This is a genomic window from Inhella sp., from assembly GCF_027532025.1.
Classification (GTDB): Bacteria; Pseudomonadota; Gammaproteobacteria; order Burkholderiales; family Burkholderiaceae_C; genus Inhella.
This window is the reverse complement of sequence record NZ_JAPZSY010000116.1, coordinates 1-22,777: the sequence shown is the minus strand read 5'-3', so window position 1 is coordinate 22,777 and position 22,777 is coordinate 1. Positions and strand designations below refer to the sequence as shown.

23 protein-coding genes are annotated in these 22,777 nt (G+C 69.7%); 14 read left to right on the top strand and 9 right to left on the bottom strand.

Annotated elements, in window-relative coordinates:
• Positions 1 to 166: 166 nt before the first annotated feature.
• From O9335_RS14265 to htpX, 3 genes are all read right to left on the bottom strand, one after another.
• Entirely contained in the window at positions 167 to 583 is a 417-nt protein-coding gene (locus O9335_RS14265; protein WP_298389260.1) for a hypothetical protein, read from the bottom strand.
• 408 nt (positions 584 to 991) lie between these two features.
• Positions 992 to 1,669, bottom strand: coding sequence for a tellurite resistance TerB family protein (locus O9335_RS14260; RefSeq protein ID WP_298389258.1), 678 nt, complete (start codon positions 1,667 to 1,669; stop codon positions 992 to 994).
• Entirely contained in the window at positions 1,669 to 2,544 is an 876-nt protein-coding gene (gene htpX, locus O9335_RS14255) for a protease HtpX (protein WP_298389256.1), read from the bottom strand. Before htpX ends, O9335_RS14260 begins: the two co-directional genes overlap by 1 nt.
• A gap of 196 nt (positions 2,545 to 2,740) precedes the next feature.
• Between htpX and O9335_RS14250 the strand changes: the two genes are divergently transcribed.
• From O9335_RS14250 to O9335_RS14230, 5 genes are read left to right on the top strand one after another with little or no spacing between them, the layout of a single operon-like run.
• Complete coding sequence (locus O9335_RS14250) at positions 2,741 to 3,508, top strand: TetR/AcrR family transcriptional regulator (RefSeq protein ID WP_298389254.1); 768 nt, start codon at positions 2,741 to 2,743, stop codon at positions 3,506 to 3,508.
• Complete coding sequence (locus O9335_RS14245) at positions 3,505 to 4,968, top strand: efflux transporter outer membrane subunit (protein WP_298389252.1); 1,464 nt, start codon at positions 3,505 to 3,507, stop codon at positions 4,966 to 4,968. Before O9335_RS14250 ends, O9335_RS14245 begins: the two co-directional genes overlap by 4 nt.
• Before the next feature lie 42 nt (positions 4,969 to 5,010).
• Entirely contained in the window at positions 5,011 to 6,063 is a 1,053-nt protein-coding gene (locus O9335_RS14240) for an efflux RND transporter periplasmic adaptor subunit (protein ID WP_298389250.1), read from the top strand.
• A gap of 12 nt (positions 6,064 to 6,075) precedes the next feature.
• Positions 6,076 to 9,168, top strand: coding sequence for an efflux RND transporter permease subunit (locus O9335_RS14235; protein WP_298389248.1), 3,093 nt, complete (start codon positions 6,076 to 6,078; stop codon positions 9,166 to 9,168).
• Entirely contained in the window at positions 9,165 to 10,133 is a 969-nt protein-coding gene (locus O9335_RS14230) for a hypothetical protein (RefSeq protein ID WP_298389246.1), read from the top strand. The genes O9335_RS14235 and O9335_RS14230 overlap by 4 nt, the downstream gene beginning before the upstream one ends.
• Before the next feature lie 60 nt (positions 10,134 to 10,193).
• Here the strand turns inward: O9335_RS14230 and O9335_RS14225 are convergent, their stop codons facing one another.
• Positions 10,194 to 10,787, bottom strand: a complete 594-nt coding sequence (locus tag O9335_RS14225; protein ID WP_298389243.1) for an exopolysaccharide biosynthesis protein — start codon at positions 10,785 to 10,787, stop codon at positions 10,194 to 10,196.
• Between the two features lie 251 nt (positions 10,788 to 11,038).
• Here O9335_RS14225 and O9335_RS14220 point away from each other — a divergent pair, with 251 nt between their 5' ends.
• Positions 11,039 to 11,929, top strand: a complete 891-nt coding sequence (locus O9335_RS14220; protein WP_298389264.1) for a LysR family transcriptional regulator — start codon at positions 11,039 to 11,041, stop codon at positions 11,927 to 11,929.
• Between the two features lie 225 nt (positions 11,930 to 12,154).
• Here O9335_RS14220 and O9335_RS14215 read toward each other — a convergent pair whose 3' ends face one another.
• Positions 12,155 to 12,967: a metallophosphoesterase gene (locus O9335_RS14215; protein WP_367185436.1), complete on the bottom strand. Its 813-nt coding sequence runs from the start codon at positions 12,965 to 12,967 to the stop codon at positions 12,155 to 12,157.
• Positions 12,949 to 13,914 carry a diacylglycerol kinase family protein gene (locus O9335_RS14210; protein WP_298389241.1) on the bottom strand — a complete coding sequence of 322 codons (966 nt, stop codon included), beginning with the start codon at positions 13,912 to 13,914 and terminating at the stop codon, positions 12,949 to 12,951. Before O9335_RS14210 ends, O9335_RS14215 begins: the two co-directional genes overlap by 19 nt.
• A gap of 178 nt (positions 13,915 to 14,092) precedes the next feature.
• Here O9335_RS14210 and O9335_RS14205 point away from each other — a divergent pair, with 178 nt between their 5' ends.
• The 5 genes from O9335_RS14205 to O9335_RS14185 all read left to right on the top strand — a co-directional run bounded on the left by O9335_RS14205 (position 14,093) and on the right by O9335_RS14185 (position 17,407).
• The gene (locus O9335_RS14205) at positions 14,093 to 14,452 is read left to right on the top strand and encodes an HPF/RaiA family ribosome-associated protein (RefSeq protein ID WP_298389239.1); all 360 of its coding nucleotides are present in this window, start codon (positions 14,093 to 14,095) and stop codon (positions 14,450 to 14,452) included.
• 143 nt (positions 14,453 to 14,595) lie between these two features.
• The gene (locus O9335_RS14200; protein ID WP_298389237.1) at positions 14,596 to 14,829 is read left to right on the top strand and encodes a hypothetical protein; all 234 of its coding nucleotides are present in this window, start codon (positions 14,596 to 14,598) and stop codon (positions 14,827 to 14,829) included.
• Positions 14,830 to 14,832: 3 nt separating this feature from the next.
• Entirely contained in the window at positions 14,833 to 15,228 is a 396-nt protein-coding gene (locus O9335_RS14195; RefSeq protein ID WP_298389235.1) for a hypothetical protein, read from the top strand.
• 13 nt (positions 15,229 to 15,241) lie between these two features.
• Entirely contained in the window at positions 15,242 to 16,183 is a 942-nt protein-coding gene (locus tag O9335_RS14190; RefSeq protein ID WP_298389233.1) for an alpha/beta hydrolase-fold protein, read from the top strand.
• A gap of 51 nt (positions 16,184 to 16,234) precedes the next feature.
• Entirely contained in the window at positions 16,235 to 17,407 is a 1,173-nt protein-coding gene (locus tag O9335_RS14185; protein ID WP_298389231.1) for an alpha/beta hydrolase, read from the top strand.
• An 88-nt stretch (positions 17,408 to 17,495) separates the two neighbouring features.
• Here the strand turns inward: O9335_RS14185 and O9335_RS14180 are convergent, their stop codons facing one another.
• Positions 17,496 to 17,843: an RNA-binding protein gene (locus O9335_RS14180; protein WP_298389229.1), complete on the bottom strand. Its 348-nt coding sequence runs from the start codon at positions 17,841 to 17,843 to the stop codon at positions 17,496 to 17,498.
• A 137-nt stretch (positions 17,844 to 17,980) separates the two neighbouring features.
• Entirely contained in the window at positions 17,981 to 18,190 is a 210-nt protein-coding gene (locus O9335_RS14175) for a hypothetical protein (RefSeq protein ID WP_298389227.1), read from the bottom strand.
• 270 nt (positions 18,191 to 18,460) lie between these two features.
• Here O9335_RS14175 and arfB point away from each other — a divergent pair, with 270 nt between their 5' ends.
• Positions 18,461 to 18,859 carry an alternative ribosome rescue aminoacyl-tRNA hydrolase ArfB gene (gene arfB / locus O9335_RS14170; RefSeq protein WP_298389225.1) on the top strand — a complete coding sequence of 133 codons (399 nt, stop codon included), beginning with the start codon at positions 18,461 to 18,463 and terminating at the stop codon, positions 18,857 to 18,859.
• A gap of 30 nt (positions 18,860 to 18,889) precedes the next feature.
• Here the strand turns inward: arfB and O9335_RS14165 are convergent, their stop codons facing one another.
• Positions 18,890 to 19,735 (bottom strand): AraC family transcriptional regulator, encoded by an 846-nt coding sequence (locus O9335_RS14165; protein WP_298389223.1) that lies wholly within the window; start codon positions 19,733 to 19,735, stop codon positions 18,890 to 18,892.
• 95 nt (positions 19,736 to 19,830) lie between these two features.
• Here O9335_RS14165 and O9335_RS14160 point away from each other — a divergent pair, with 95 nt between their 5' ends.
• Both O9335_RS14160 and malE read left to right on the top strand, forming a co-directional pair.
• Positions 19,831 to 21,603, top strand: coding sequence for an alpha-amylase family glycosyl hydrolase (locus O9335_RS14160; RefSeq protein WP_298389221.1), 1,773 nt, complete (start codon positions 19,831 to 19,833; stop codon positions 21,601 to 21,603).
• A partial coding sequence (gene malE / locus O9335_RS14155) for a maltose/maltodextrin ABC transporter substrate-binding protein MalE (protein WP_298389219.1) occupies positions 21,600 to 22,777 on the top strand: 1,178 nt, incomplete at its 3' end. The genes O9335_RS14160 and malE, both read left to right, overlap by 4 nt.

The window sequence follows — 22,777 nt, the reverse complement described above, 5'->3', positions numbered from 1 at the left end:
AGAAGCACCGCCAGCGCGTGCTACAAAATCTGACCAAACGCGCCCGCCATCTGGGCTTCGAACTCACCCCTCACCAACCCGCATGCCCATGAAATCCAAACGCTCCTTGGCTGGCGTGGCAGGGGAAGTTTCTTAAGAGGCAGCGCAAACAAGCGCTCTGGCGCGTCTACTCTCCGCGCTCAGCGGAACGCTGTTGCTCGATCCAAGCCCCACCTGCTCTGAGCTTCTTCGCCAAAGGAGACTTCGGATCGACGACCCGCCAAAACGGCGCAACCTCGCTCGTCGGAGCCCCTGACTCAATCTCGTCCCAGGCCGCCTCGGCAACTGTTCGCAGGAAGATCGCCGTCGAGACAGGGCAAGTCGCGTCAGCCCCATGAAGCTTGGCAAGCTCCCGCCTCATCTGTTGCACTTCTCGAGTTTCGCCTGGCGGAACATGGCTCCTCAGGTACTGCTCAACCTCGACCGGGCATGAGATCAAGAGCTTCGCGCCCGCAGGCACTCCTGCGAAGTCCTTGTCCAGGGTCACTGTGTGGGGCGGCTTTGCCGCCATCTTCTGCTTCCAGCTCTTGGGTTTGCTTGGCATCGTTCGCTCCTATGCCCACATCGTGCGTCCTGCCGCAGCGAAGCCCAATAATCCCCGTAGAAACCCTGATTCGCTGCCGAGCGCTGCCTAACCCCTCGCTCGAGCCGACCCGCTACGGCAGGCACTGTAAGCCCGGCCTGAGCCAGTGGAACTATCGTCTCAGTCCGGGCTTACAGTACCTGCCTCCGCGGGCGGCTCAGCTCGAACGTTGGGCGGCAGCTTTGTGAGCTGAGGGGCTGCTCAGCGAACTGTGCCGAACCTCCGCCCCTGACCAGCTGCTCTCGTTGCAATCAGGGCTGTACCGGTCGATGTTGCAACAGGGCTCCGGCGATCAAAACGTGGGGATCGCGCTGGCGGGCTTGGCGGCAAGAAGTTGAAGGCTTGGCGACCCAGCCCCTGCCTCTCGAGTCAGGGGTTGCGCGCCTGTGCCTCCAAGTCCTGCTTCAACCCAGGGGGCAATCGGAGTTGTCGAGCCAGTTCGTCCAGATAGGCTCGCTCCATGAAGTTGGCCTCGTCGGCCACCAGCAGGCTGGCGAGGTAGACCTCGGCGGCCATGGCCGGTGACTGCCCCTCTTGGGCCGCCCGGGCAACCTCCGCCGGGTCCAGGGGCTTGCGCAGCTCGCTCTCCAGCCACCGGCGTTGCTCGGCATCGGCCTCTTGCCGCAGCAGCTCGGCTTCCAGCAGTTGCCGCTCCCGGTCGTCCACGTGGCCGTCGGCCTTGGCCGCGGCAATCATGGCTTGCAACATCAACCGGCTGTGCCACTCCTGCTGCGGTGCCGGCAAGGCCGCTTGACCAGGGGCGGGCCAGGCGGCGGCAGAGGGTGCAGGGACCGGCGCAGCGCTGGCGGCCTGTTGGGCCTGTTTGGCCTGGTGCTGTTCGTACAGTTTGTAGGCCGCATAGCCCAGGGCGGCCACGCTGCCGTATTTCAAGGCCTTGTTGCTGAATCCTTTGCGCCCGCCCAGCAGGAGGCCCAAAGCGCCTCCAGCGGCGGCGCCGGCCCCCACTTGGCCCCACCGGATGTCGTGTTGTTGGGTGGTTTTGCTGGCCGATTGCATCAGGCCATTGAGCAGTTTGGAGAGGTCCATCAGGAGGTTTCCTTCAAGCGGGCGATGCGTTGTTCGATCGGTGGGTGGCTGCTGAAGAGCGCCAGCAGTCCCGACGGCCGGCTGCTGATGCCCATGGCGGCCAAGCTCTTGGGCATTTCACCGGGGTCGAGGCCGCCCAGGCGAGCCAAAGCGTTCACCATGGGCTGCTTGCGGCCCATGAAATGCGCGGCGCCCGCATCGGCGCGGAACTCGCGCTGGCGGGAGAACCAGGCCACGATGATGGCGGCCAGCACACCCAGGACGAGGTCCATCACGATGGTCGTCACGTAGTACCCGATGCCGGGCCCGTCGTTGGTGTTGCGCAGGACGACCTTGTCCACGAAGTAGCCGATGACCCGGCTGAGGAACACCACGAAGGTGTTCATCACCCCTTGGATCAGGGTGAGGGTCACCATGTCGCCGTTGGCGATGTGCGCCACCTCGTGGCCGATCACCGCTTCCACTTCTTCGCGGGTCATGCTTTCCAGCAGGCCGGTGGACACGGCCACCAAGGCCGAGTTTTTGAAGGCGCCGGTGGCAAAGGCGTTGGGCGCGCCTTCGTAAATGCCCACTTCCGGGGTGCGGATACCGGCTTGTTGCGAGAAGCGCTCGACGGTGCTGACGATCCAGGCGTGCGTGGGGTGGGGCGAGTTGTTGATGAGCTGGAGCCGGGTGGTCCACTTGGCCATGGGCTTGCTGATCAGCAGCGAGATGAAAGCGCCCCCGAAGCCCATCACGGCGGCGAACCCGAGCAGGCTCATCAGGTCCAGGCCGTTGGCGGTCAGGAACCGGTTCAAGCCCAGCAGGTTGACGGCCACGCTCAGCACCAGCATGACGGCGAGGTTGGTGAGCAGGAACAACGCGATGCGTTTCATGGCGGCAAGGCTCGGAGGCCTCAAGAGTCGACGGGTGAGTGCAGCTTGGGGGCTGTGTGCGAGCAAATCAAGAGGCTCGCGGCTGAAGGGGTCTCAGGTTTTGCCGAAGTGCTGGCGCGGTGGCGGCATCCCAGGCGACGACGGCATCACCATGACGGCGATGCGGCTTTTCGCGAAAAACTAAGCAAGCGCTTGAATGAGGCGTACCATCCGACCCATGCCGCCTCGTCAGTCCCCTCCAACACCAGCGCCCGACGGCCTGGCGACCGTCGACCCATCGGCGTCCGAGCGCATCGCTGCTTGGGCCGCCGCCGTGGGGGTCGACGTGTCCGACCCCAAGGTGCGGCTGGTGTTGCACGCCACCCTCCTGTTCGCCGAACACGGCTTCGATGCTGTGACCACGCGGGAGATCTGCGCCGCAGCGGGCACCAACCCCGGCGCCATCCACTACCACTTTGGCGACAAGAGCGGCCTGTACCGCGAGGTCGTGCTGCGCCCCCTGCAGCACATGGCGCAGGCATTTGCCGGCTTCGACGACCCGAGCCTGGACCTGCCGACGGCGTTGGACCGCTTTTTGACGCCCTTTCTCAGCACGGACGATTGCGGTGGCCCGGACCCGATTCGCCTCTACCTGCGCGAGTTGCTGGACCCCAGCGAGGTCTTCACCCAGGCGCTGCAGACCCACATCGGGCCTAACCACCACGCGCTGGCCCGCTTGTTGGCCCGGCACATTGGCGTGGCCGAGCCCGATGCCGGTGTGCACCAGCTGGCCTACGCCATCGTGGCCATGGCACACGACTACTGCCTCAGCCGCCCCTTCATGGACGCACTGACACCGCGTCTGCTGGACGACGACCCCGAACTCCGCGCCCTGCGGCGCCGCCTCGTCGGTTGGTCGGTGGCCCTGGTGGCCGCCGAACGCGAGGCGCGTGCCACTGCCCCTTCCTCCTCAGCCCTCCCATGAGCCCTACACGCCTTCCCGCCTTGGCCACCCTGGCCTTGGTCGCCTTGCTCAGCGCTTGTGCCAGCGCCCCGCCGCAAGGCCCGCCGGCTTCGCTGGCCGCCACGCCACAGATGCCTTCGGCCTGGCTGGCGCCGCTGCCGCACCAAGGCTCCACCCAAGCGCTGGCGCAGTGGTGGCATCGCTTCGACGACCCCGCGCTGGTCGGATTGATCGAGCAAGCGCAAGCCGCCAGTCCCACGCTGCGAGCCGCCGCCGCCCGGCTGACGCAGGCGCGGGCCGAGGCGCAGCAGGCCGGCGCGGGCTGGTGGCCGCAGGTGCAGGCCGGGGCGCAGGCCAGTCGCGCCCAGCAGGCGCCCGACTTCAAGCCGCTGAGTTCAGGCGGTGCCCAGGTCAGTGCCGGTTGGGAAGTGGACCTGTTCGGTCGGGTGCGCGCGCAAAACGCTGCCGCGCAGGCCCAGGCTGAGGCCGCGCAGGCCCAATGGCACGAGGCCCGCGTGAGCCTGGCGGCCGACGTGGCCGCCGCCTACCTCGCGCTGCGTCATGCGCAGGCCCAAGAGGAAATCGCCGAGCGGGATGTGGCGGCCGCCACCGAGCTGGTGCAGTGGGCCGAGCAGCGCCGCGAGCGCGGCCTTGAGAGCGCCAGCGACGTCGCGCTCGTGCGCACCCAACGGGCCGCGGCCGTGGCTGCGCGGGCCGACCAACGCGCGCAAACCGCCATCGCGCTGCAAACCTTGGCCGTGTTGACGGCGCAGCCGGCCTCCGCCTTGGCCCCACAGCTGGCGGCACCGCCGCTGCAAGCCGCCTCGCTGCAGCGGCGCGTGCCAGCAGCGCCACCTTTCGCGTGGACGACCCTGCCGCCTGAGACCCTGGCCCAGAGGCCCGACTTGGCCGCGGCCCACCAGCAGTGGCTGGCCGCGGCGCAGAGCGAGCAAAGCGTGCGCGCCGAGGCCTGGCCGCAGCTCAGCCTGACTGGCCTGATCGGCAACGCCCGCCTCGGTTGGCGCAGCGGCAGCCCCCAAGGCGCCGTGTGGTCCGTCGGCCCGTCGCTGAGCCTGCCCTTGTTCGACGGTGGCCTGCGTGAAGGCCAGCGCAACGCCGCCCAGGCCCGCACCGCACAAGCCGCCGCGGCCTTCGAAGCCCGCTGGCGCGGCGCCGTGGCCGAAGTGGAAGAGGCGCTGCAGCGCGTGGTCAGTGCGGGAGAGCGCCAGCGCGAGGCCGACACCATGCAGCGCGAGTGGGAGCGCATCGCCACCGACGCCGCGCGTTTGGCGCAAGCCGGCGTGCAAAGCGGCCCCCAGCGCGCCACCACCCTGCGCAACGCCTTGACGGCCTACAGCGCCGCCGTGGCCATTCGCCACGAGCACGCCCAAGCCTGGGTGCGGCTCTACCGCGCGCTGGGCGGCGGCTTCGAGGCCGCCTCCGCCAGCGCCCCCGCCCCGGCCCACCCGGCCCAGAACTGACCGCCACCCCCCCCATTGCCGCCCCCGCCCGGAGCCCCCCGAATGAAACCCGCTCTCGCTGCCCTCGCCCTGGCCTTGGCCTGGGCCGCCCATGCCCAAGACCCAGCCGCCCCCGTGGCCGCCAAGCCCTCGCTCACCATCCAAACCACGCTGGCCCAACCGGCGCAGTGGGCCACGCGCCTGCCGGTGAATGGCAACGTCGCCGCCTGGCAAGAGGCCGTCATCGGCGCCGAGGTGGGCGGCATGCGCATCGCCGAGGTGCTCGTCAACGTGGGCGACCGCGTGAAGAAGGGCCAAGTGCTGGTGCGATTGAGCCCCGGCACCTTGCAGGCCGACCTGGCCGCCACCCGAGCGTCGCTGCAGGAGGCCGAGATCAGCGCCCGCGACGCCCGTGCCCAAGCCGAGCGCGTGCGGCCCCTGGCCGGCACCGAGGCGCTCAGCGCCCAAGCGATCGATGCCGCGCTCGCCGCCGCTGACATGGCCGAAGCCCGTGTGGCCAGCCTCAAAGCGCGCCTGATGGCCGACGAGCTGCGCCTGGGCTACACCCGCATCGCCGCGCCGGACGACGGCGTCATCACCGCCCGCGAGGCCGTGGAGGGGGCGCTGGCCCAACCGGGCCAAGAGCTGCTGCGCCTGCAGCGCCAAGGCCGGCTGGAGTGGCGTGCCGAAGTGCCTGGCCCGCTGTTGGACCAAGTCAAGGTCGGCCAGAGGGCGCGCGTGCAGCTCGGCACCACGGCCGTGGAGGGCCGCGTTCGCCAAGTGGCGCCCAAGATCGACCCGCAAACCCGCAACGGCCTCGTCTACGTGGACCTGCCCGCCACCGCGGGCGCACGCGCGGGCCTGTTCGCCCGCGGCGATCTGCTGCAGGGCGAGGGCCAAGTGCTGACCCTGCCGCAAAGCGCGGTGCTGCTGCGTGACGGCTTCAGCTACGTTTTCAAGCTCGAAGGCAGCAAGGTCAGGCAAGCCAAGGTCGAGGTGGGTCAGCGCCAGGGCGATCGCGTTGAAATCAAAACCGGCCTCGACGCCAAGACCCCCGTGGCCTTGAGCGGGCTGGGCTTCTTGGCCGATGGCGACACCGTTCGCGTCGCGAAGTAAAGGCCGCGCACCATGTTCAACGCTTCCCGTTGGTCCATCGCCAACCCGGTCCCGGCCATCCTGCTCTTCCTCATGCTCACGGTGGCCGGCGTGCTCGGCTTCCGGGCGATGAAGATCCAGAACTTCCCCGACATCGAGCTGCCCACCATCATCGTCACCGCCAGCCTGCCCGGCACCGCGCCGGCGCAGATGGAGACCGAGGTGGCGCGCAAGATCGAGAACGCGCTGGCCACCATCCAAGGCCTGAAACACCTCTACGCCAAGGTGCAAGACGGCACGGCCACCATTTCGGCCGAGTTCCGGCTGGAAAAGCCCCTTCAAGAGGCCTTGGACGAGGTGCGCGACGCCGTGGCCCGCGTGCGGGCCGACCTGCCGGCCGACCTGCGCGACCCGGTCATCACCAAGATGAACCTGGCTGGCGCGCCCATCCTGACCTACACCGTCTCGTCCAGCACCATGGACGACGAGGCCCTGAGCTGGTTCGTCGACAACCAGGTCACCAAGCGCATGCTGGCGGTGCGCGGCGTGGGCAGCGTGTCGCGCGTGGGCGGCGTCAGCCGCGAGGTGCGCGTCGAGCTCGACCCCAACCGCCTGCTGGCCCTGGGCGTCAGCGCGGCGGAGGTTTCGCGCCAACTCAAGGCCGTGCAGCAAGAAGCCCCGGGCGGCCGGGCCACGCTGGGCGGGGCCGAGCAAAGCCTGCGCACCATCGCCACCGTTCAGAGTGCGGCCGAGCTGGGTGCGATGGAGATCGCCTTGCAAGACGGCCGCCGCCTGCGTCTGGACCAGGTGGCCACGGTGATCGACGGGGTGGCCGAGCAGCGCAGTGGCGCCTTCCTGGATGGCAAGCCCGTGGTGGGCTTCGAAATCGTCCGCGCCAAGGGCGCCGGCGAGGTCGACGTGGCCGAGGGTGCTCGGGCTGCCGTCGAGGAACTCAAGGCCGCGCACCCCGACATCACGGTGACCGAGGCCTTCAACTTCGTCGACCCCGTGGTCGAGAACTTCAACGGCAGCATGTGGCTGCTCATCGAAGGCGCCATCCTGGCCGTGGTGGTGGTGTGGTTCTTCCTGCGCGACTGGCGCGCCACCTTCGTCAGCGCCGTGGCGCTGCCGCTGTCGGCCATTCCGACCTTCATGGTGATGCACTGGATGGGCTTCAGCCTGAACGTGGTCACGCTGCTGTCGCTGTCGCTTGTCATCGGCATCTTGGTGGACGACGCCATCGTCGAGATCGAAAACATCATGCGCCACCTCGCCATGGGCAAGACGCCCTTGGAAGCCGCGCGCGAGGCGGCCGACGAGATCGGGCTGGCGGTCATCGCGACCACCTTCACCCTCATCGCCGTGTTCTTGCCCACCGCCTTCATGAGCGGCGTGCCGGGCAAGTTCTTCGTGCAGTTCGGCTGGACGGCGGCCATCGCCGTGTTCTTCAGCCTCGTGGTGGCGCGCTTGCTCACGCCCATGATGGCGGCCTACCTCCTCAAGAAGCCCGCGAAGGAGCACCCGGAACCCTTCTGGATGCCGGCCTACCTGCGCGCCGCGCGCTGGTCCTTCACCCACAAGGGCAAGACCCTGCTGCTGACCCTGGCCTTCGGCGTGGTGAGTTGCGGGCCGCTGTTCGCCGGCAAGATCGCTGGCGCCTTCATCCCGCCCGACGACCTGAGCCAGACCCAAGTCACCCTGCAACTGGAGCCCGGTGCGACCTACGCGCAAACGCAGGCCGTGGCCGCCCAGGCCGAGAAGATCGTGGCGGCGCACCCGCACGTCAAGCTCATCTACACCGCGGTGGGCGGCGGCTCGGCCGGCGCCGACCCCTTCGCGATGGGCGGCGTGCCCGAGTCCCGCAAGGCCACGCTCACGCTCAACCTCACGCCCCGCAAGGAGCGCCGTGGCATCACCAAGCAAGACATCGAGCGCGAGCTGCGCGAGCGCCTGGAGGTCATCCCGGGGGCGCGCATCAACGTGGCCTTTGGCGGTTCCTCGGAAAAGTACGTGCTGGTGCTGGCGGGTGAAGACGGCGAGGCTCTCGCTCAGCACGCCGCCAAGGTGGAGAACGAACTGCGCACGCTCAAGGGCATCGGCCAGGTCACCAGCAGCTCCAGCCTGCAGCGGCCCGAGCTCATCGTGCGCCCCGACGCCGCCCGCGCGGCCGACCTGGGCGTGAGCACCGCGGCCATCGCCGACACCCTGCGCATCGCCACCAGCGGCGACTACGACCAGCTGCTGCCCAAGCTCAACCTCAGCCAGCGCCAGGTGCCCATCGTCGTGCGCCTGCCCGACGCGGCGCGCCAAGACCTGGCGCTGATCGAGCAGCTCACCGTGCCGGGCAGCCGCGGCCCCGTGCCCTTGCAGCAGGTGGCCGAGGTGACGCTGGCCAGCGGACCGGCGCAGATCGACCGCTACGACCGCCTGCGCAACGTCAACTTCGAGATCGAGCTCAACGGCCGGCCCTTGGGCGAGGTGCAATCCGCCGCCGCCGCGTTGCCCACCCTGCAGCAGCTGCCGCCGGGCGTGATCAAGACCGAGGTCGGCGATGCCGAGGCCTTTGCCGAGCTCACGACCAGCTTCCTGCTGGCCATGGGCACGGGTGTGGCCTGCATCTACATCGTGCTGGTGCTGCTGTTCCACGCCTGGGTGCAGCCCGTCACCATCTTGGGCGCGCTGGTGCTGTCCATCCCCGGGGCCATCTTGGCGCTGTTCGTCACCGGCACCGACCTGTCCATGCCGGCCATGATCGGCATGATCATGCTCATGGGCATCGCCACCAAGAACTCCATCCTGCTGGTGGAGTACGCCATCGTGGCGCAGCGCGAGCACGGACTGAGCCGCCTGGACGCCTTGCTCGACGCCTGCCACAAGCGCGCCCGCCCCATCGTCATGACCACCCTCGCCATGGGCGCCGGCATGATGCCCATCGCCTTGGGCTTCGGCACCGACCCCAGCTTCCGCGCGCCCATGGCCATCGTGGTGATCGGTGGGCTCATCACCTCCACCTTCCTCAGCTTGCTCGTCATCCCCGTGCTGTACGAGGTGGTGGACGACTTGATTCAGAAATGCACGCCGCGCCGCTGGCGGGCGGCGAGCGCCCCTCAGGAGCTTGAAGCATGAAACGCCGTCATTGGTTGGTGGGCACGCTGGCGCTGGGCGCCGGCGCCGCGTGGGCGCGTGAAGAACTGGGCACGGCCAGTGCAAGCTCGGCGCCCCCGACCGCCTGGCGCTGGCAGGACCTCGACTGGGCCGACCCGGCCCGGCAGCGTCCCGTGCCCGTGCGGCTTTACCTGCCGGCCGACGCCGCCCCGGAGGGCTTGCCCCTGGTCGTGTTCTCGCACGGCATCGGCGGCTCGCGCCGCGGCTACAGCTACCTTGGCCAGCACCTGGCCTCGCAAGGCCTGGCGGCGCTGCACGTGCAGCACGTGGGCAGCGACCGCGCGCTGTGGAGCGGCAATGTCTTCAGCCTCGTCGGCCGCCTGCAAGCGGCGGCGCAAACCGCCGAGGCCCGCGCCCGTGCGCTGGACGTGCGCTTCGCGCTCGATCAGCTCCAGCGTGAGCGTCCGGGCTTGGTGGATGCCAGCCGCATCGCCATGGCCGGGCACAGCTATGGCGCCAACACCTGCCTGTTGGTGGCCGGGGCCGCCATTCCGGGCGAAGCGCCCCTGACCGACCCGCGCATTCGCGCCGCGGTCTTCATCTCGGCCCCGCCCTTGCACGGCGTGCCCGAGCCCGAGCAGGCCCTGGCCGCCATCCGCCTGCCCACCTTGCACGTCACGGCCACCGACGACGTCATCCGCGTGCCCGGCTACACCAGCGTGGCCGCCGAGCGCGTGGCCTTGTTCGAGGCCACCGGCAGCGCCGTCAAGGGTCTGGCGGTGTTCGAGGGCGGCTCGCACTCCGTGTTCACCGACCGCGCCGGCACCGGCGGCCCCGTGGCCAACCCGCGCATCAAGCGCGCCACCAAGGAGCTGGTGGCCGACTTCGTGCAGGGCCAGTTTGCGGGGGATGCCGCGCCGCGGCTGGCGCACTGGCACCAGCGCCACCAGGGCTTGTTGGCTCGATGGGTGCCGCCCAGCGCGTGAGCGCACTCGTCGGCCCCGCGCCGCTGCCGGCCGCCTGCGGCGGCCCCGTTGAACCGTCGCTCAGGCCAACAGCCAGGCGCTGCCCCAAAGCCACACCGCCAACACCAAGCCGCCGGTGGCGCTCACCGCCAACCCAGCGCCCATCAGGCCGAGCAGGACGGCGATGCCGTCTTTGAAGACCAGGCCCAACCCGATGAAGGTCAAGGCCAGGGAGGGCAACACGTTCCCGAAGGGAATGGGCATCACCACGATGACGGCCATCAAGGCGACCACCAGGGCGATCACCGAGTGCCAAGTGGGTCCCGTCAGGTGGCTCCATCGCGCCTTCGCGTGACGGCCAGCCAGGGCGTAGGCCGAGGCCAAACCCTGCAGCACCCGCTGCGCCCAATGCCGGGAGAGTTCCAGGTTGGCCACGCGGTGCGGCAAGTAGGGCGTGCCCTGGCCGCGCCACATGGCCACGGCCAGGGCCACCATGCCCAGCCCGAGCAGCGTGCCAACACCCGGCACGGGCAACAAGCAGGGCATGGCCAACAGCAGGAGCAGGGTGCCGTGTGCCTCCGGGCCGTGCGCTTGGGCAATGTCCCGCATCGACACGCGCTCCTCTTGGAGGGTCGTCGCTGCCTCACGCAGCCGTTCAACGATGGGCAAGGTCATGCGGATGGGCTGTCGATCGCTTCGGTGGTTGATGGGCAGGCCCTGTGGGCCCGGCACGCGCGGGGCTGACCACGGGGCCTCGGGCGGCCCCGCGCCCGTGAATGGCCAGCGGGTGGCCATTGAGGGGCCATCGAGAAGCCGGCGGTGCGGTGAGCGGGGCGTTGGACGCGGCGCAGTCTGCCGACGTGCGCACATCGAAAAAAGGTGAAAACGCCGAAACTAAACTTCGGCTTTTCGGAATCGAGGTGCCCTTGCTGAACTACCGCCACCTCCATTACTTCTGGGTCGTCACCAAAGAGGGCGGCTTTGCCAGAGCCGCCGAGCGCTTGGACATGGCGGTGCAGACCATCAGCGCCCAAGTGCGAGAGCTGGAGAAGGCGCTGGGCCATCAACTGCTCAAGCCCTCGGGCCGCGGTGTGGCCCTCACCGAAGCGGGGCAAGCCGCATTCGCCCGCGCCGAGGAGATCTTCCAAATCGGGCAGCTCATCCCCGACGAAGTGCGCGAAGCGGCCACCGCCAAGGTGGCCCGTTTGGCGATTGGCCTGTCGGACGGCATCTCCAAGCTGGCCGCCCACGCCCTGCTGGAGCCCGTGCTGCGCACCCCCAACCTGCGGCTGGTCTGCCATGAGGGCGAGGTCGAGCAACTGCTCGGTGAGTTGGCCCTGCATCACCTCGACTTGGTGCTGGCGGGGCAGCCCCCGCCTCGCAACCCGAACTTGCGCTTGTCGAGCGAGCGCCTGGTGGATGCGCCGGTGGCTTGGTTCGGCCCCGCGCAGTGGGTGGGCAAGGCCGAGCGCGACCGATTCCCCCACAGCTTGAACGATGTTCCCGTGCTGTTGCCGACGGGGCACTCCGTGCTTCGCACCTCGCTGGAGCAATGGTTCCAAGCCCAGGGCTTGCGGCCGCGCATCGTTGGCGAGTTTGAAGACAGCGCGTTGTTGGCGGTTTTTGCGGCGCGGGGTCTGGGGGTGTTTCCGGTCAGCCGGCTGGGCTCGGGGGACATGGGGTTGCTGCGTGGGCTGCGTTTGCTCGGCCATTGCGATGGCGTGAAGGAAGAAATCCACGCGATCCGCTCTCGTCGCGGGCAGCACCACCCCTTGGTCCAACAGGTGCTGGCCTCGGCGACCCGGGCGCACCCATGAGGGCGCGCTGAGCGGGGGCCGTTCATGACCCATCGGCTCAGGCCGCCAGCGGCTCCCCGTGGGCCCTCAGCGCCGAGTTGGGAAGGCCTGCGAGGTTTCGCGCTGCGGCCTTCAGCAAGCTCCGAAGCTGATTTGGCTTGTGCGCTGCCCGCTTCGGCGCCAAGGCCGGCCAGCCTGGAGCCATGCCGCACAGACGCTGGGGGCCCAGCAAACGGGTCTTGGGCCTCAGGGCCGGGGTGGATGAAGGTCGGTGACGCGAGCGAGTCGGAACGAGCGATCCGCCGCTGAGAAATCCCACTGCTCGATGTGGCACGTGCCCGCCGCCGCGCCCTGGCCCCAGCGCAGCAGATTGACCGAATTGGGCACGCCGGCGCGCACGCGCCTCGACACGGCCGTGCCTGCCTGCACCACCCACAGGGGACGCGCCAAGCGCTCCATCTCCCGCACGTAGGGCAGGTGGATGTGCCCGCCCATGACCAAATCGGCACCCGCGCTGGCCCAACGCTGCAGGGCGGCGGCGTGGCCCCGCAGCACATGGCGGCGATCCTCGGCCCGCGCCACGCCCATCGGCTGGTGGACAACCACGATGCGCAACTGCCCCGGCGTTGCCCCTTGGAGGCACTGCGCGACCCGGTCGACTTGCCGTGCGGCCACGACCCCGTCCTGGTGGCGCCAGGGGCGCGTGGTGTTGACCCCGATCACCAGCAGATCGTGCGACTGGTGCACCGGTTCCAGGTCGTCTCCGAACGCTGCGCTGTAGCGCCCATAGGGCCGCCGAAAGCGCGTCCACACATCGAACAGCGGGATGTCGTGGTTGCCCGGCACGGCCAGCCACGGCGCCCCAAGGCGGTCCAGCCAATCGCGTGCGGCTCGGAATTGCTGGGGACGGGCTCGCTGCGTGATGTCGCCCGACACCACCACCAAGTCGGGTCGTTGTTGGGCCGACCATTCGACCAGCGCCTCGACAACCTCCGCACGTTCAGTGCCGAAATGCGTGTCCGAAACCTGCAAGACCACCGTCACGGCTGGGGCTCCCACCGGGGGGCGGTCAACAGGTACAAGGGGCGCTCGTGGATGCGGAAGTTCAGGGGCGCCGACAGGGTCGCCACCTCGCCGTCGAAAGCGACTTTGGTGCCTGGGATGCCCTGGGGCAACGTCGGGCGGACCTGCATGTGCTGGAACTCGAAACGCTCCACGCCAGCCGCCTCCCCCAGCCGTCCGACGGCTCCCTTGAACATCAGCGCGATCATCGAGAGTCGGCCCACCGGGCGCAGCACCAGTGCGCCCATGCTGCCGTCGCCAGGCGTCCCGTCGATGGTGTCCTCCGGCTCTGCGCCCAACTGCTGCAACTGGAGCCTGTTGTTGCCCACGAAGAGCGTCAGGGCTTGCAACTCGCGCACCTGTCCGGCCATCTCGATGTGGACATGCCAACGACGACGCGCGCGCAGCAAGGTTGCACAGGCCGACACGATGGCCACCCAGCGGCTGCGGCCAAACCGCGCCTTGTACGACTCGCGGTCTTCCAGCAGCTCCGGGTACAGCCCCAGGCTGGCGTTCACCAAAAAGAGGCGATCGTTGACGGCCGCCACCTGCACCGGCTCGGGCCGGGCCTGCATCAGGCACGCCAGCGCCTGGCCAGGGTCGACGGGAATGCCATGGGTGCGGGCGAAGTAATTGAACGTGCCCAAGGGCACCACGCCCATCGCGCACCCTTGGGCGTGGGCGGCCTGGGCCACGGCGTTCAGGGTGCCGTCGCCACCCACCGCGACCACGGCCGTGCCTGATTGCCGAGCCCGATGTGCAGCCTCTTGGGCCACGCCGGGCAGGGAGGCGGGGCGGCAGACCTGCAACTCGCCCCGGCGGCCATGGGCCCGCAAGGCGCTTTCGATGAGCTCGCGCCGAGCGTCGACATCGTGGCTGCCAGCGGCGCCATTGATCACGAACTGCAAGGGGGCATCTGCGTGAAATGCTGGGGGCTTGGTCATGGCGCGATCGAAACGGTGGGCCCGGGCGCTGCGTGCGCTGGGACGAAACGGGCCAGTCTGCCGCGGAGTGCGCCGGCCGGGTTCAGCTTTTTGCGAAGCTTTGCGATGGAAAGACCTGCTTTTGACGGGCCAGGCCCTGCCTCATCTTTCGCCAGTCCCCATCCGCTGGAGTTTCACGATGCAAGTGCTTTTTCAATCGGCCGATCCTCAGGCCCACGAACTGCGTGCCTGGATCGAGCAGCGCGTTCGCTTCGCCTTGCGCCGCATCGCCTGGAAGGTCCAGCGGGTCGAGGTGCGAATGTCAGACATCAACGGGCCTCGCGGCGGCACGGACAAGCGCTGCCAGGTGGCGTTGCACACCGACGGTGCCGGATCGGCCTTGGCATCGGGTTTGGCACCGAACTGGTCAGCGGCGCTGGAGCGCACGCTCGCCCGGGTTGTTCGCCTGCTGATTCGACGTCGGCAGCGCGGGGCTGATCCCCGCCGTCTTCGTGGGCGAACGCCGCGCCCCCCGGACGCGCCCCTGCGCGGCAGGTGAGAGAAGCCAGCCAGCGGGGCGCCACGGACCTGCGATGGCTGGGCGACGCCCGGCCGAACCATGAATCGCCGGCAACGTGCCGCGCCGCGGGCCGCCAACCGGCCTTGGCGCCCCTTCCCGCGAATTCTGAATGGAGACTGTCCATGCCAGGTCATCTTGACGAGCTGTTGGCGCGCATTCGCACCCTGCAGGAGGAGGTGGAGGAGGAGTACCGCCAGAAACGCAGCGTGTGGGAGACCAAGCGCCGCGTGTTGGCCGGAGACTTGGCGCGTCAGCAGCGCCGCTACAAGATCGGTCTGTTCCGGTTTTTGCGTCGATCCAGCCTGCTGGCCATCTTGACCTCGCCCGTGATCTACCTCGGGTGGATCCCGTTCTAGCTGATGGACCTCTTCGTCACCGTGTACCAGGCGGTGTGCTTTCCGGTTTACCGCATTCCCAAGGTGAAGCGCTCGGACTACCTCGTCTTCGACCGGGAGGACCTGCCCTACCTGAACGCGATCGAAAAGTTCAACTGCTTTTACTGCTCGTATGGCAACGGCGTGGCCGCCTACACCCGAGAAGTGGCGGCTCGAACGGAGCAGTATTGGTGCCCGATCAAGCACGCGCGACGCATTCGCGACGCCCATGGCCGCTACCCCAGGTTCTTCGACCACGGCGACGCCGAAGCCTTCCGCCAGGGGCTGTCCCGACTGCGACGTCAATTGGCCGAACGCGAACGCGGGCCCGAGACCGGGGCGGGTGATGACTCGCCTGAGAATCCTCGGCAGCGTGGTTGACGAGGGGCGTGACATGAAAGTCAGCATCGGCCTTTTGATCCTTGTGCTGGCGATGGGCGTGTGGGCCCAAGGGCCGGGCTTGTCCGCTCAACCTGACCCCAGCCTGGGCTGGGTCACGGCCGAGGCCAGGGCGCCTCGCCTCGCTTTCCGAACGTTTGACAGCCCCACCGTCGGCGGCAAGGTCAGCTACCACGTCTACACACCACCGGCCTACGACGCGACCGAGGCCCGCTTTCCGGTGCTGTACTGGCTGCATGGGACGGAGGGCGGGATCGCTGGCATCCCACCCATGGCGGCCTTCTTCCACAACGCCATGCAAGCCGGACGCATGCCGCCCATGCTCGTTGTCTTCGTCAACGGCTTGCCACGACGGCTGTGGGCCGACTCGAAGGACGGGCGGGCGCCCGTGGAGACCGTGTTCATCGCGGAAGTCATCCCCGATGTGGATCGCACCTTCCGCACCTTGGCCCAGCGTGAGGGGCGCATCCTGGAAGGCTTCAGCATGGGCGGTTACGGCGCCGCCCGCATGGGATTCAAGCACCCGGACCGCTTTGCCGGCATCTCTATCCTGGCCGGTGGGCCCTTTGATCCCGCGCTGCGAGGGCCCCGAACCGAGCGCAACCCTCGGCTGCGCGAGCAACTCCTGCGCGATGTGTGCAGCGACGACCTGGCCTACTGCAGCGCGATCGCTCCTGGCTCGCTTGCGCCGGCGGCAGCGCCTGCCTTGCGCGAGCGCCGGACCGTCATTCGGCAGGTCGTTGGCGAGCTCGACGAGACATGGGCCTTGAACCGCCAGTTCCACGAGCGCTTGAACGGGCTCCACATCGCGCACGACTACGCCGAAGTTTCGAACGTGGGCCATGACGCCCGGGCCCTGCTCACGGCCCTGGGCGAAGGCAATGGGCGCTTTTACCGGCGGGTGCTGGGAATGCCCGACACCGAGCGGCCGCGTTGAGGGCGTATCGTCGGGCCCATCCCACGCCCTTCGGCGGGGCCAGGACCTCCGATGCCCCCCCTTCCTCACCGCGACACCCTGCAGGGCGTCGCCCGGCTGGCCACCCAGGGCACGCTCGGCCTGGTCCGACTCGTCGAAGCCATGCACGCTCGCATCCAGCGCCCGCCCCTTCTGCCGGGCCCCGAACACGGCCGCACCCGGGGCATCACCGGCCTCGTTTACCGCAGCGTCCACGGGGTCACTCGCCTGGCCGGGGGCAGCGTCGAAGCCCTGTTGGGTCTGCTGCCCGAGGCCGTGGCCCAAGGGCCACGCCACCCCAGTCATGAGGCCGTGAGGGCTGCCCTCAACGGCGTGCTGGGCGACCATCTGGCCGCCACCCACAACCCCCTGGCCCAGCCCATGCAGTTGTGCAGCGCGGGTGAGCCCCTCGTCCTCACCCGTGCCGCGCTGGCGGCGCGTTTCCCCGCGCCGAGCAGCGGCATGCTCGTGCTGCTGCACGGCCTGTGCATGAACGACCGCCAGTGGCGCCGCAAGGGCCACGACCACGGCACCCAGCTGGCTGATGCTTTGGGCCTCACGCCCGTCTACCTTCGCTACAACACCGGCCTGCCGGTGGCCGAGAACGGCCGTCAGTTCGCCGAACTGATGGCCAAGCTGCTGCGCGTGTGGCCACACCGCCAACCCCGTGTGGTGCTGCTGGCCCACAGCATGGGCGGCTTGGTGGCGCGCAGCGCCTTCCACCAAGCCGGGCGCGTGGCGTGGACGCGCCGGGTCAGCGACTTGGTTTGTCTGGGCACCCCGCATTTCGGCGCTCCGCTGGAGAAGGCCGGCCATGGCGTGGACCTGCTGCTGGACGCTGCCCCCTACGCCGCGCCCCTGGCCCGCTTGGGCCGGGTGCGCAGCGCTGGCATCACCGACCTGCGGCACGGCCTGGGTGCCGATGTCGGCTTGCCCCCAGGCGTGCGCTGTTGGGCCGTGGCCGGCACTTTGGGCCCCGGCCCCGAGGGGCTGCAGCCCCAGTTGCTGGGCGACGGTTTGGTGCGCTTGTCCAGCGCCCTGGGCCAACACCGCGACCCCGCGCGACGCTTGCCCTTTGCCCCCGAGCGGCAGTGGGTGGCGAAGGGTGTGGGGCACCTGGATTTGCTGAGCAGCAAGGCGGTCGGCAATCGGGTGGAAGCGTGGTTGAGGGCCGGGCCCAGTCACCGCTTCCCGCTGCCGGCCTGAACCGAAGACTGCAGGGGCGACCTCGCCGTCGGGACGCAAAAAAGCCGGCTTGAGGGAGCCGGCTTGTTGGGGGGGACTGGAGTCGGGCTCAGTAGCGGCCGCCGCCGAACCCGCCGTTGCCATAGCCCACGTCGGGACGGTGGCTGGCTCGGTAGCCAGACGGGCTGTGGCTGCTGCCGCCGCGTTCTTCGCGGGGGCGGGCCAGGTTCACAACGATGGCGCGGCCCTCCACCGACATCCCGTTCAAGGCATCGATGGCGGCCTGGGCGCCTTCGGCCGAGCTCATTTCCACGAAGCCGAAACCTTTGGATTGCCCCGTGTCGCGGTCCATCATGACCTTGGCGGACGAGACGCTGCCGTAGGCGGCGAAGTTGCTTTTGAGGGTGGTGTCGGTCACGGAATAGGGCAAGTTGCCGACGTAGATCTTGGTGCTCATGAGGGAGTCCTGTTGGGAGGGGTGGCGCATCGTCGCGATGCAATCGGACCGACCGGTTCGGTCACGCCAGGGTGGTGGTGCAGGGGGGGAGGCGGTGGACCGCTGGGCCGCTGGGCCGCTGGGCGGCTGCGGGGTTCTCAACAGGCCGGAGGCGATGGCGTGCAGGTTTGCAACCAAGCCTGGCTCACGGCGAACAGTCGTGCGGCATCGCGCGAGGCGAAGGTCTGGTCGAACCGGAACACTCGGCAGTAGCTGCCATTGCCCCGAGCGCGTTGCACGGCAAAGGACGCGCGGAAACGACCGCAACCGGTCGGGTGTGTCGTGGGCGAAACGACGTACTGGCCCATGGTGATGGTGGTGTTGGAAATCTTGATCAGTCGAAGGGGCCGGCGTTGGGGGCGTCCGGCGTGAGCAGGTTGGCTCGGTTGGCTGCAGCTCGGCAGGCCAAAAGGCGACGAGCGTCGCGAGGTTCGGGCCCTGTAGGCTCAGGGCTGCCGCGAGCGGCAGGCGGCTGGGTGCCGGCATCCGATCTCTGCAATTATGCCTAATTGAAATAACAAAAAGCCCAAATATCACTGAAATTTTTAAACGGCAGACCGAACCCCTTCAACAAGCCGATGCGTTACGCCCTGCACGACGACGAACTCGAATTCAGCGCCATCCGGTCCCAGGGGCCCGGTGGGCAGAACGTGAACAAGGTGTCGACCGCCGTGCAACTGCGGTTCAAGGTGGTCGCCTCGCGATTGCCCGAGGCGGTGAAGGCCAGGCTGCTGGCCCTGCCCGACAGCCGAATCACGCAGGACGGTGAGGTCGTCATCAAGGCGCAGGGCGCGCGCAGCCAGGCGATGAACAAGGCCGAGGCTTTGGGTCGCTTGGTCGCGTTGATCGAGCGGGCGGAGCACATCCCCAGGGCCAGAAAGCCCACGAAGCCGACCTGGGGCTCCCAGCAACGCCGCTTGCAAGGCAAGAGCCAGCGGGCCGAAGTCAAAGCGGGGCGGAGCAAGGTTTCGGGGTGAGCCCCGGGCTGCACCGCCCGCGGCCTGGCATCACCCCCGCCGGTATGCCCGGGGCGTGGTGCCGGTGCGCCGCCGGAATTCGGCGTTGAAGTGCGACAGGGTGGCAAAGCCGCAGCGCTGGGCCACCTCGGCCACGGGGCGGTCGGACTGGCGCAGCAGCAGGCAAGCTTCGCCCACGCGCAGGTCGTTCACGTAGGCGCTGAAGGGCTTGCCCACCAGGCGCTGGAAGCTGCGCGCGAAGGCGCCGGGGGTGACGTGCAGGTGGGCCGCGGCCTCCTGCGCGCTCAAGGGCGCGCCGAGGTTGGCCTGCACCCAGGCCAGCAGGCCGTCCAGCCGGCGCTGCACGGTGGCCTTGGGGCGCGCCACGCGGGGGGCGCTGCGGTCGATGGGGGCCAGCGCGTCGTCCGGGGCATCGGCCAGCATGCCCAGCAGCGCCAGCGCGCCGCCCAGCAAGGCCAGGCCGGGGGCGTGGGGCAGGGCGGCCAGCGCGGCGCTGGTGCGCGCGTGCAGGGCCCCATGCAGGCGCAGGCCCTGGCCGGCGCGCTGCAGCAGGGGCAGGGCCTGCTGGCGCCACTCGGGCAGCAGGGCGGCGGCGGCCGTCAGGTCCAGCTGCAGCACGGTGGCGCGCACGCCCTCGGGGGGCTCGCCGCGGGTGTGCCAGGTGTGCGGCAGGCCCGGGGCCAGCAGCACCAGGTCGCCGTCGTCAAAGGGCGCCACGTCCCCGCCCACGAAGCGCAGGCCCGCGCCGCGTTCGATCCAGGTCAGCTCCAGCGCGTCGTGCGCGTGCAGCGGCGCGGCAAAGGCGGCGAGCTGCAGGCGCAGCAAGCGCACGCTGTGCTGCGGGCCGGCGACGGATGACTCCCAACTGACCTTCATGGCAGGCTTGATCCGGCTTGAGTGTTGAATGAGTGTCAGTATCGGTGGCCTTGCAGGCAGTTGGCGCGGGGGCGTTTGCGCACACTGACGCCGCCATGACGCTGCCCGCCCACCCTGCCACCAACGTCGCCCCCGCCCCCCTGGCCCACCCGTGGTGGCGGGGCGCGGTGCTGTACCAGGTCTACCCCCGCTCTTACGCCGACAGCAACGGCGACGGCGTGGGCGACCTGCCCGGCATCACCGCGCGCCTGGAGCACATCGCCGCGCTGGGCGTGGACGGGCTGTGGATCAGCCCCTTCTTCCCCAGCCCGATGCGCGACTTCGGCTACGACGTGAGCGACTACCGCGGGGTCGACCCGCGCTTCGGCACGCTGGCCGACTTCGACGCGCTCGTGGCGCGCGCGCACGCGCTGGGGCTGAAGGTGGTGATCGACCAGGTGTGGAGCCACACGGCGGCCGAGCACCCGTGGTTCGTGGAAAGCCGCCGCAGCCGCGACAACCCCAAGGCCGACTGGTACGTGTGGGCCGACGCCAAAGCCGATGGCAGCCCGCCCAACAACTGGCAGAGCTGGATGGGCGGCCCGGCCTGGCGCTGGGAGCCGCGCCGCCAGCAGTACCACCTGCACAACTTCTTGCCGCAGATGCCGGACCTGAACTTCCACTGCCCGGCCGTGCAAGACGCCGTGCTGGACGTGGGCCGTTTTTGGCTGGACCGCGGCGTGGACGGCTTCCGGCTCGACACCGCCAACCTCTACGCCCACGACTCCTTGCTGCGCGACAACCCGCCGCTGCCGCCAGGCGAGCGCGGCGACAGCCCGGTGCTGATGCAGCGCCACCAGTTCAACGCCGACCAGCCCGAGAGCCTGGCCTTCATGCAGCGGCTGCGCGCGCTGCTGGACGCGTACCCCGACGCAGCGGGCCGAGCGCCGGGCCGCTCCCAAGCCGGCCCGCATCCCCACGGGGGATCGGTGGACGTACCCGTCCGACGAGGGGCAGACAGATTCAGTGTGGGCGAGCTCGGCGGGCCCGAGCCGGTGCGCGCCATGCAGGCCTACACCGAGGGCACGCAGCGCCTGCACACGGCTTACTCCTTCGCCTTCCTGGGCCCGCGGCCCGACGCCGCCGCGGTGATGGACCGCCTGGCCCCCTGGGCCGATCACAGCGGCTGGCCGGCCTGGGCGTTTTCGAACCACGACGCGGTGCGCGTGGCCAGCCGCTGGGGCGCCGGCGCCGGCGGCTCGTTCGCGCTCAGCGCGGGGGCCCCGAGCGAAGCGGCCCAGGCCGCCTTGCCGCCCAGCACCTGGATGGCCTTGCTGATGGCCTTGCGCGGCACCCTGTTCGTCTACCAAGGCGAGGAGCTTGGCCTGCCGCAAAGCCGGCTCGCCTTCGAGCAACTGCAAGACCCCTACGGCATCGCCAACTGGCCCCTGAGCGAAGGCCGAGACGGCTGCCGCACGCCCATGCCCTGGGTGGCCGAGGCGCCGCACGCCGGCTTCAGCCCCGTCGCGCCCTGGCTGCCGGCCGACCCGGCCCACGCGCCGCTGGCGGTGGACCGCCAAGAGGCCGACCCGGGCTCGATGCTGAACACCACGCGCGCCCTGATCGCCCTGCGGCGCCGCCACCCGGCCTTGCGCCTGGGCACGCTGACGGCGCTGGTGGCCGACGGGCCGCTGTTGGTGCTGCGCCGCGAATGGCAAGGCGAGGCCGTGCTGTGTGCCTTCAACCTGGGGGCCGAGGCCTTGCAGCACCGGCTGGATGCCGCGCCCGTTCTGCACGGCAATGGCCTGGCGCTGAACGGTGCGCGCTGCGAAGGCGCCGAGCTGCACCTGCCCCCGGGCGGCGCGCTGCTGTTGTCCATCGCACCATGAATCGCTTGGCGCGCAGCCTCGGCCTGTGGGCGCTGTGCCTGTGGATGGGCACGGCCTCGGCCGAAGGCCTGCGCCTGGTGGTGTGGGTGGCGGCCGACAAGGGCTACGAGGGCTTCCAGCGCGTGGGCGACCGTTTTGCCGCGGCCTCGGGCGTGCCGGTGCGGGTGGAGCGCCCCGAGGGTGCGCCCGAGAAGTTCCAGCAAATGGCGGCCGCCGGCCGCGGGCCCGACGTCATCTGCCTGGCCCACAACACTGCGGGCGCCTGGGCCCGCGCGGGGCTGCTGTCGCCCGTGGCCTTGAGCCGGGCCACGGTGGACAGCCTGGAGCCCGTGGCGCTGCAAGCCTTCCGCTTCGACGGCCGGTTGTGGGGCTACCCGCTGGCCATCGAGGCCGCGGGCCTGATCTACAACAAGGCCCTGGTGCGCGAGCCGCCCAGCACCTTCGACGGCGTGCTGGCGCTGGACCGCCAGCTGCAGCGGCAGCACGGCGGGCGCGTGCGCGCGCTGCTGTGGGACTACAACTCCTCGTACTACACCTGGCCCTTGATGGCCGGGGCCGGCGCCACCGTGTTCGACGCGCCCGCCGGGGCGCCCGCGGCCACGCGCCGCCCGGGCGTCAACCACCCCGGCGCCGTGCAAGCGGGCGAGCTCATCGCGCGCTGGGTGCGCGACGGGCACATGCCCAGCAACGCGCGCTACTCGGAGATGGAGGCGCAGTTCGCGCGCGGCCAGGTGGCCATGGTGATTTCGGGGCCTTGGTCCTGGGACAACGCGCGCCGCGTCGGCATCGACTTCGGCGTGGCCGCGATCCCGGCCGTGATCCCCGGCAAGCCCTCGAAGCCCTTCGTGGGCGTGCTGGGCTGCATGGTGTCGGCGGTGAGCCCTTTGAAGGACATCGCCCGCGAGTTCCTCGAGCACCACCTGATGCAGCCCGAGGGCCTGAAAACCATCAACGCCGACGTGCCCTTGGGCGTGCCCGCGCACCGCGGCTTCGCGGCCGAGCTGTCGCGCGACCCGGCCATCGCCGCCACCCTGGCCAACGCACGCAACGGCCGCCTGCTGCCGCAGGCGGCCGACCTGGGCCGCTTCTTCGTGGCCATGAACGCCGCCTTGGAGGCCATCTCCAGCGGCCGCCAAGCCCCGCGCGAGGCCCTGAACCAAGCGGCCGAGCGCAT

Excerpts from the sequence above, each read along its gene's own strand:
- arfB (WP_298389225.1), top strand. The coding sequence starts at position 18,461 with ATGCGTTACGCCCTGCACGACGACGAACTCGAATTCAGCGCCATCCGG.
- O9335_RS14180 (WP_298389229.1), bottom strand. The coding sequence starts at position 17,843 with ATGAGCACCAAGATCTACGTCGGCAACTTGCCCTATTCCGTGACCGAC.
- O9335_RS14200 (WP_298389237.1), top strand. The coding sequence starts at position 14,596 with ATGCCAGGTCATCTTGACGAGCTGTTGGCGCGCATTCGCACCCTGCAG.
- O9335_RS14185 (WP_298389231.1), top strand. The coding sequence starts at position 16,235 with ATGCCCCCCCTTCCTCACCGCGACACCCTGCAGGGCGTCGCCCGGCTG.
- O9335_RS14165 (WP_298389223.1), bottom strand. The coding sequence starts at position 19,735 with ATGAAGGTCAGTTGGGAGTCATCCGTCGCCGGCCCGCAGCACAGCGTG.
- O9335_RS14265 (WP_298389260.1), bottom strand. The coding sequence starts at position 583 with ATGCCAAGCAAACCCAAGAGCTGGAAGCAGAAGATGGCGGCAAAGCCG.
- O9335_RS14240 (WP_298389250.1), top strand. The coding sequence starts at position 5,011 with ATGAAACCCGCTCTCGCTGCCCTCGCCCTGGCCTTGGCCTGGGCCGCC.
- O9335_RS14175 (WP_298389227.1), bottom strand. The coding sequence starts at position 18,190 with ATGGGCCAGTACGTCGTTTCGCCCACGACACACCCGACCGGTTGCGGT.
- O9335_RS14195 (WP_298389235.1), top strand. The coding sequence starts at position 14,833 with ATGGACCTCTTCGTCACCGTGTACCAGGCGGTGTGCTTTCCGGTTTAC.
- O9335_RS14260 (WP_298389258.1), bottom strand. The coding sequence starts at position 1,669 with ATGGACCTCTCCAAACTGCTCAATGGCCTGATGCAATCGGCCAGCAAA.
- O9335_RS14230 (WP_298389246.1), top strand. The coding sequence starts at position 9,165 with ATGAAACGCCGTCATTGGTTGGTGGGCACGCTGGCGCTGGGCGCCGGC.
- O9335_RS14205 (WP_298389239.1), top strand. The coding sequence starts at position 14,093 with ATGCAAGTGCTTTTTCAATCGGCCGATCCTCAGGCCCACGAACTGCGT.
- O9335_RS14160 (WP_298389221.1), top strand. The coding sequence starts at position 19,831 with ATGACGCTGCCCGCCCACCCTGCCACCAACGTCGCCCCCGCCCCCCTG.
- O9335_RS14210 (WP_298389241.1), bottom strand. The coding sequence starts at position 13,914 with ATGACCAAGCCCCCAGCATTTCACGCAGATGCCCCCTTGCAGTTCGTG.
- O9335_RS14225 (WP_298389243.1), bottom strand. The coding sequence starts at position 10,787 with ATGACCTTGCCCATCGTTGAACGGCTGCGTGAGGCAGCGACGACCCTC.
- htpX (WP_298389256.1), bottom strand. The coding sequence starts at position 2,544 with ATGAAACGCATCGCGTTGTTCCTGCTCACCAACCTCGCCGTCATGCTG.
- O9335_RS14245 (WP_298389252.1), top strand. The coding sequence starts at position 3,505 with ATGAGCCCTACACGCCTTCCCGCCTTGGCCACCCTGGCCTTGGTCGCC.
- O9335_RS14190 (WP_298389233.1), top strand. The coding sequence starts at position 15,242 with ATGAAAGTCAGCATCGGCCTTTTGATCCTTGTGCTGGCGATGGGCGTG.
- O9335_RS14235 (WP_298389248.1), top strand. The coding sequence starts at position 6,076 with ATGTTCAACGCTTCCCGTTGGTCCATCGCCAACCCGGTCCCGGCCATC.
- O9335_RS14250 (WP_298389254.1), top strand. The coding sequence starts at position 2,741 with ATGAGGCGTACCATCCGACCCATGCCGCCTCGTCAGTCCCCTCCAACA.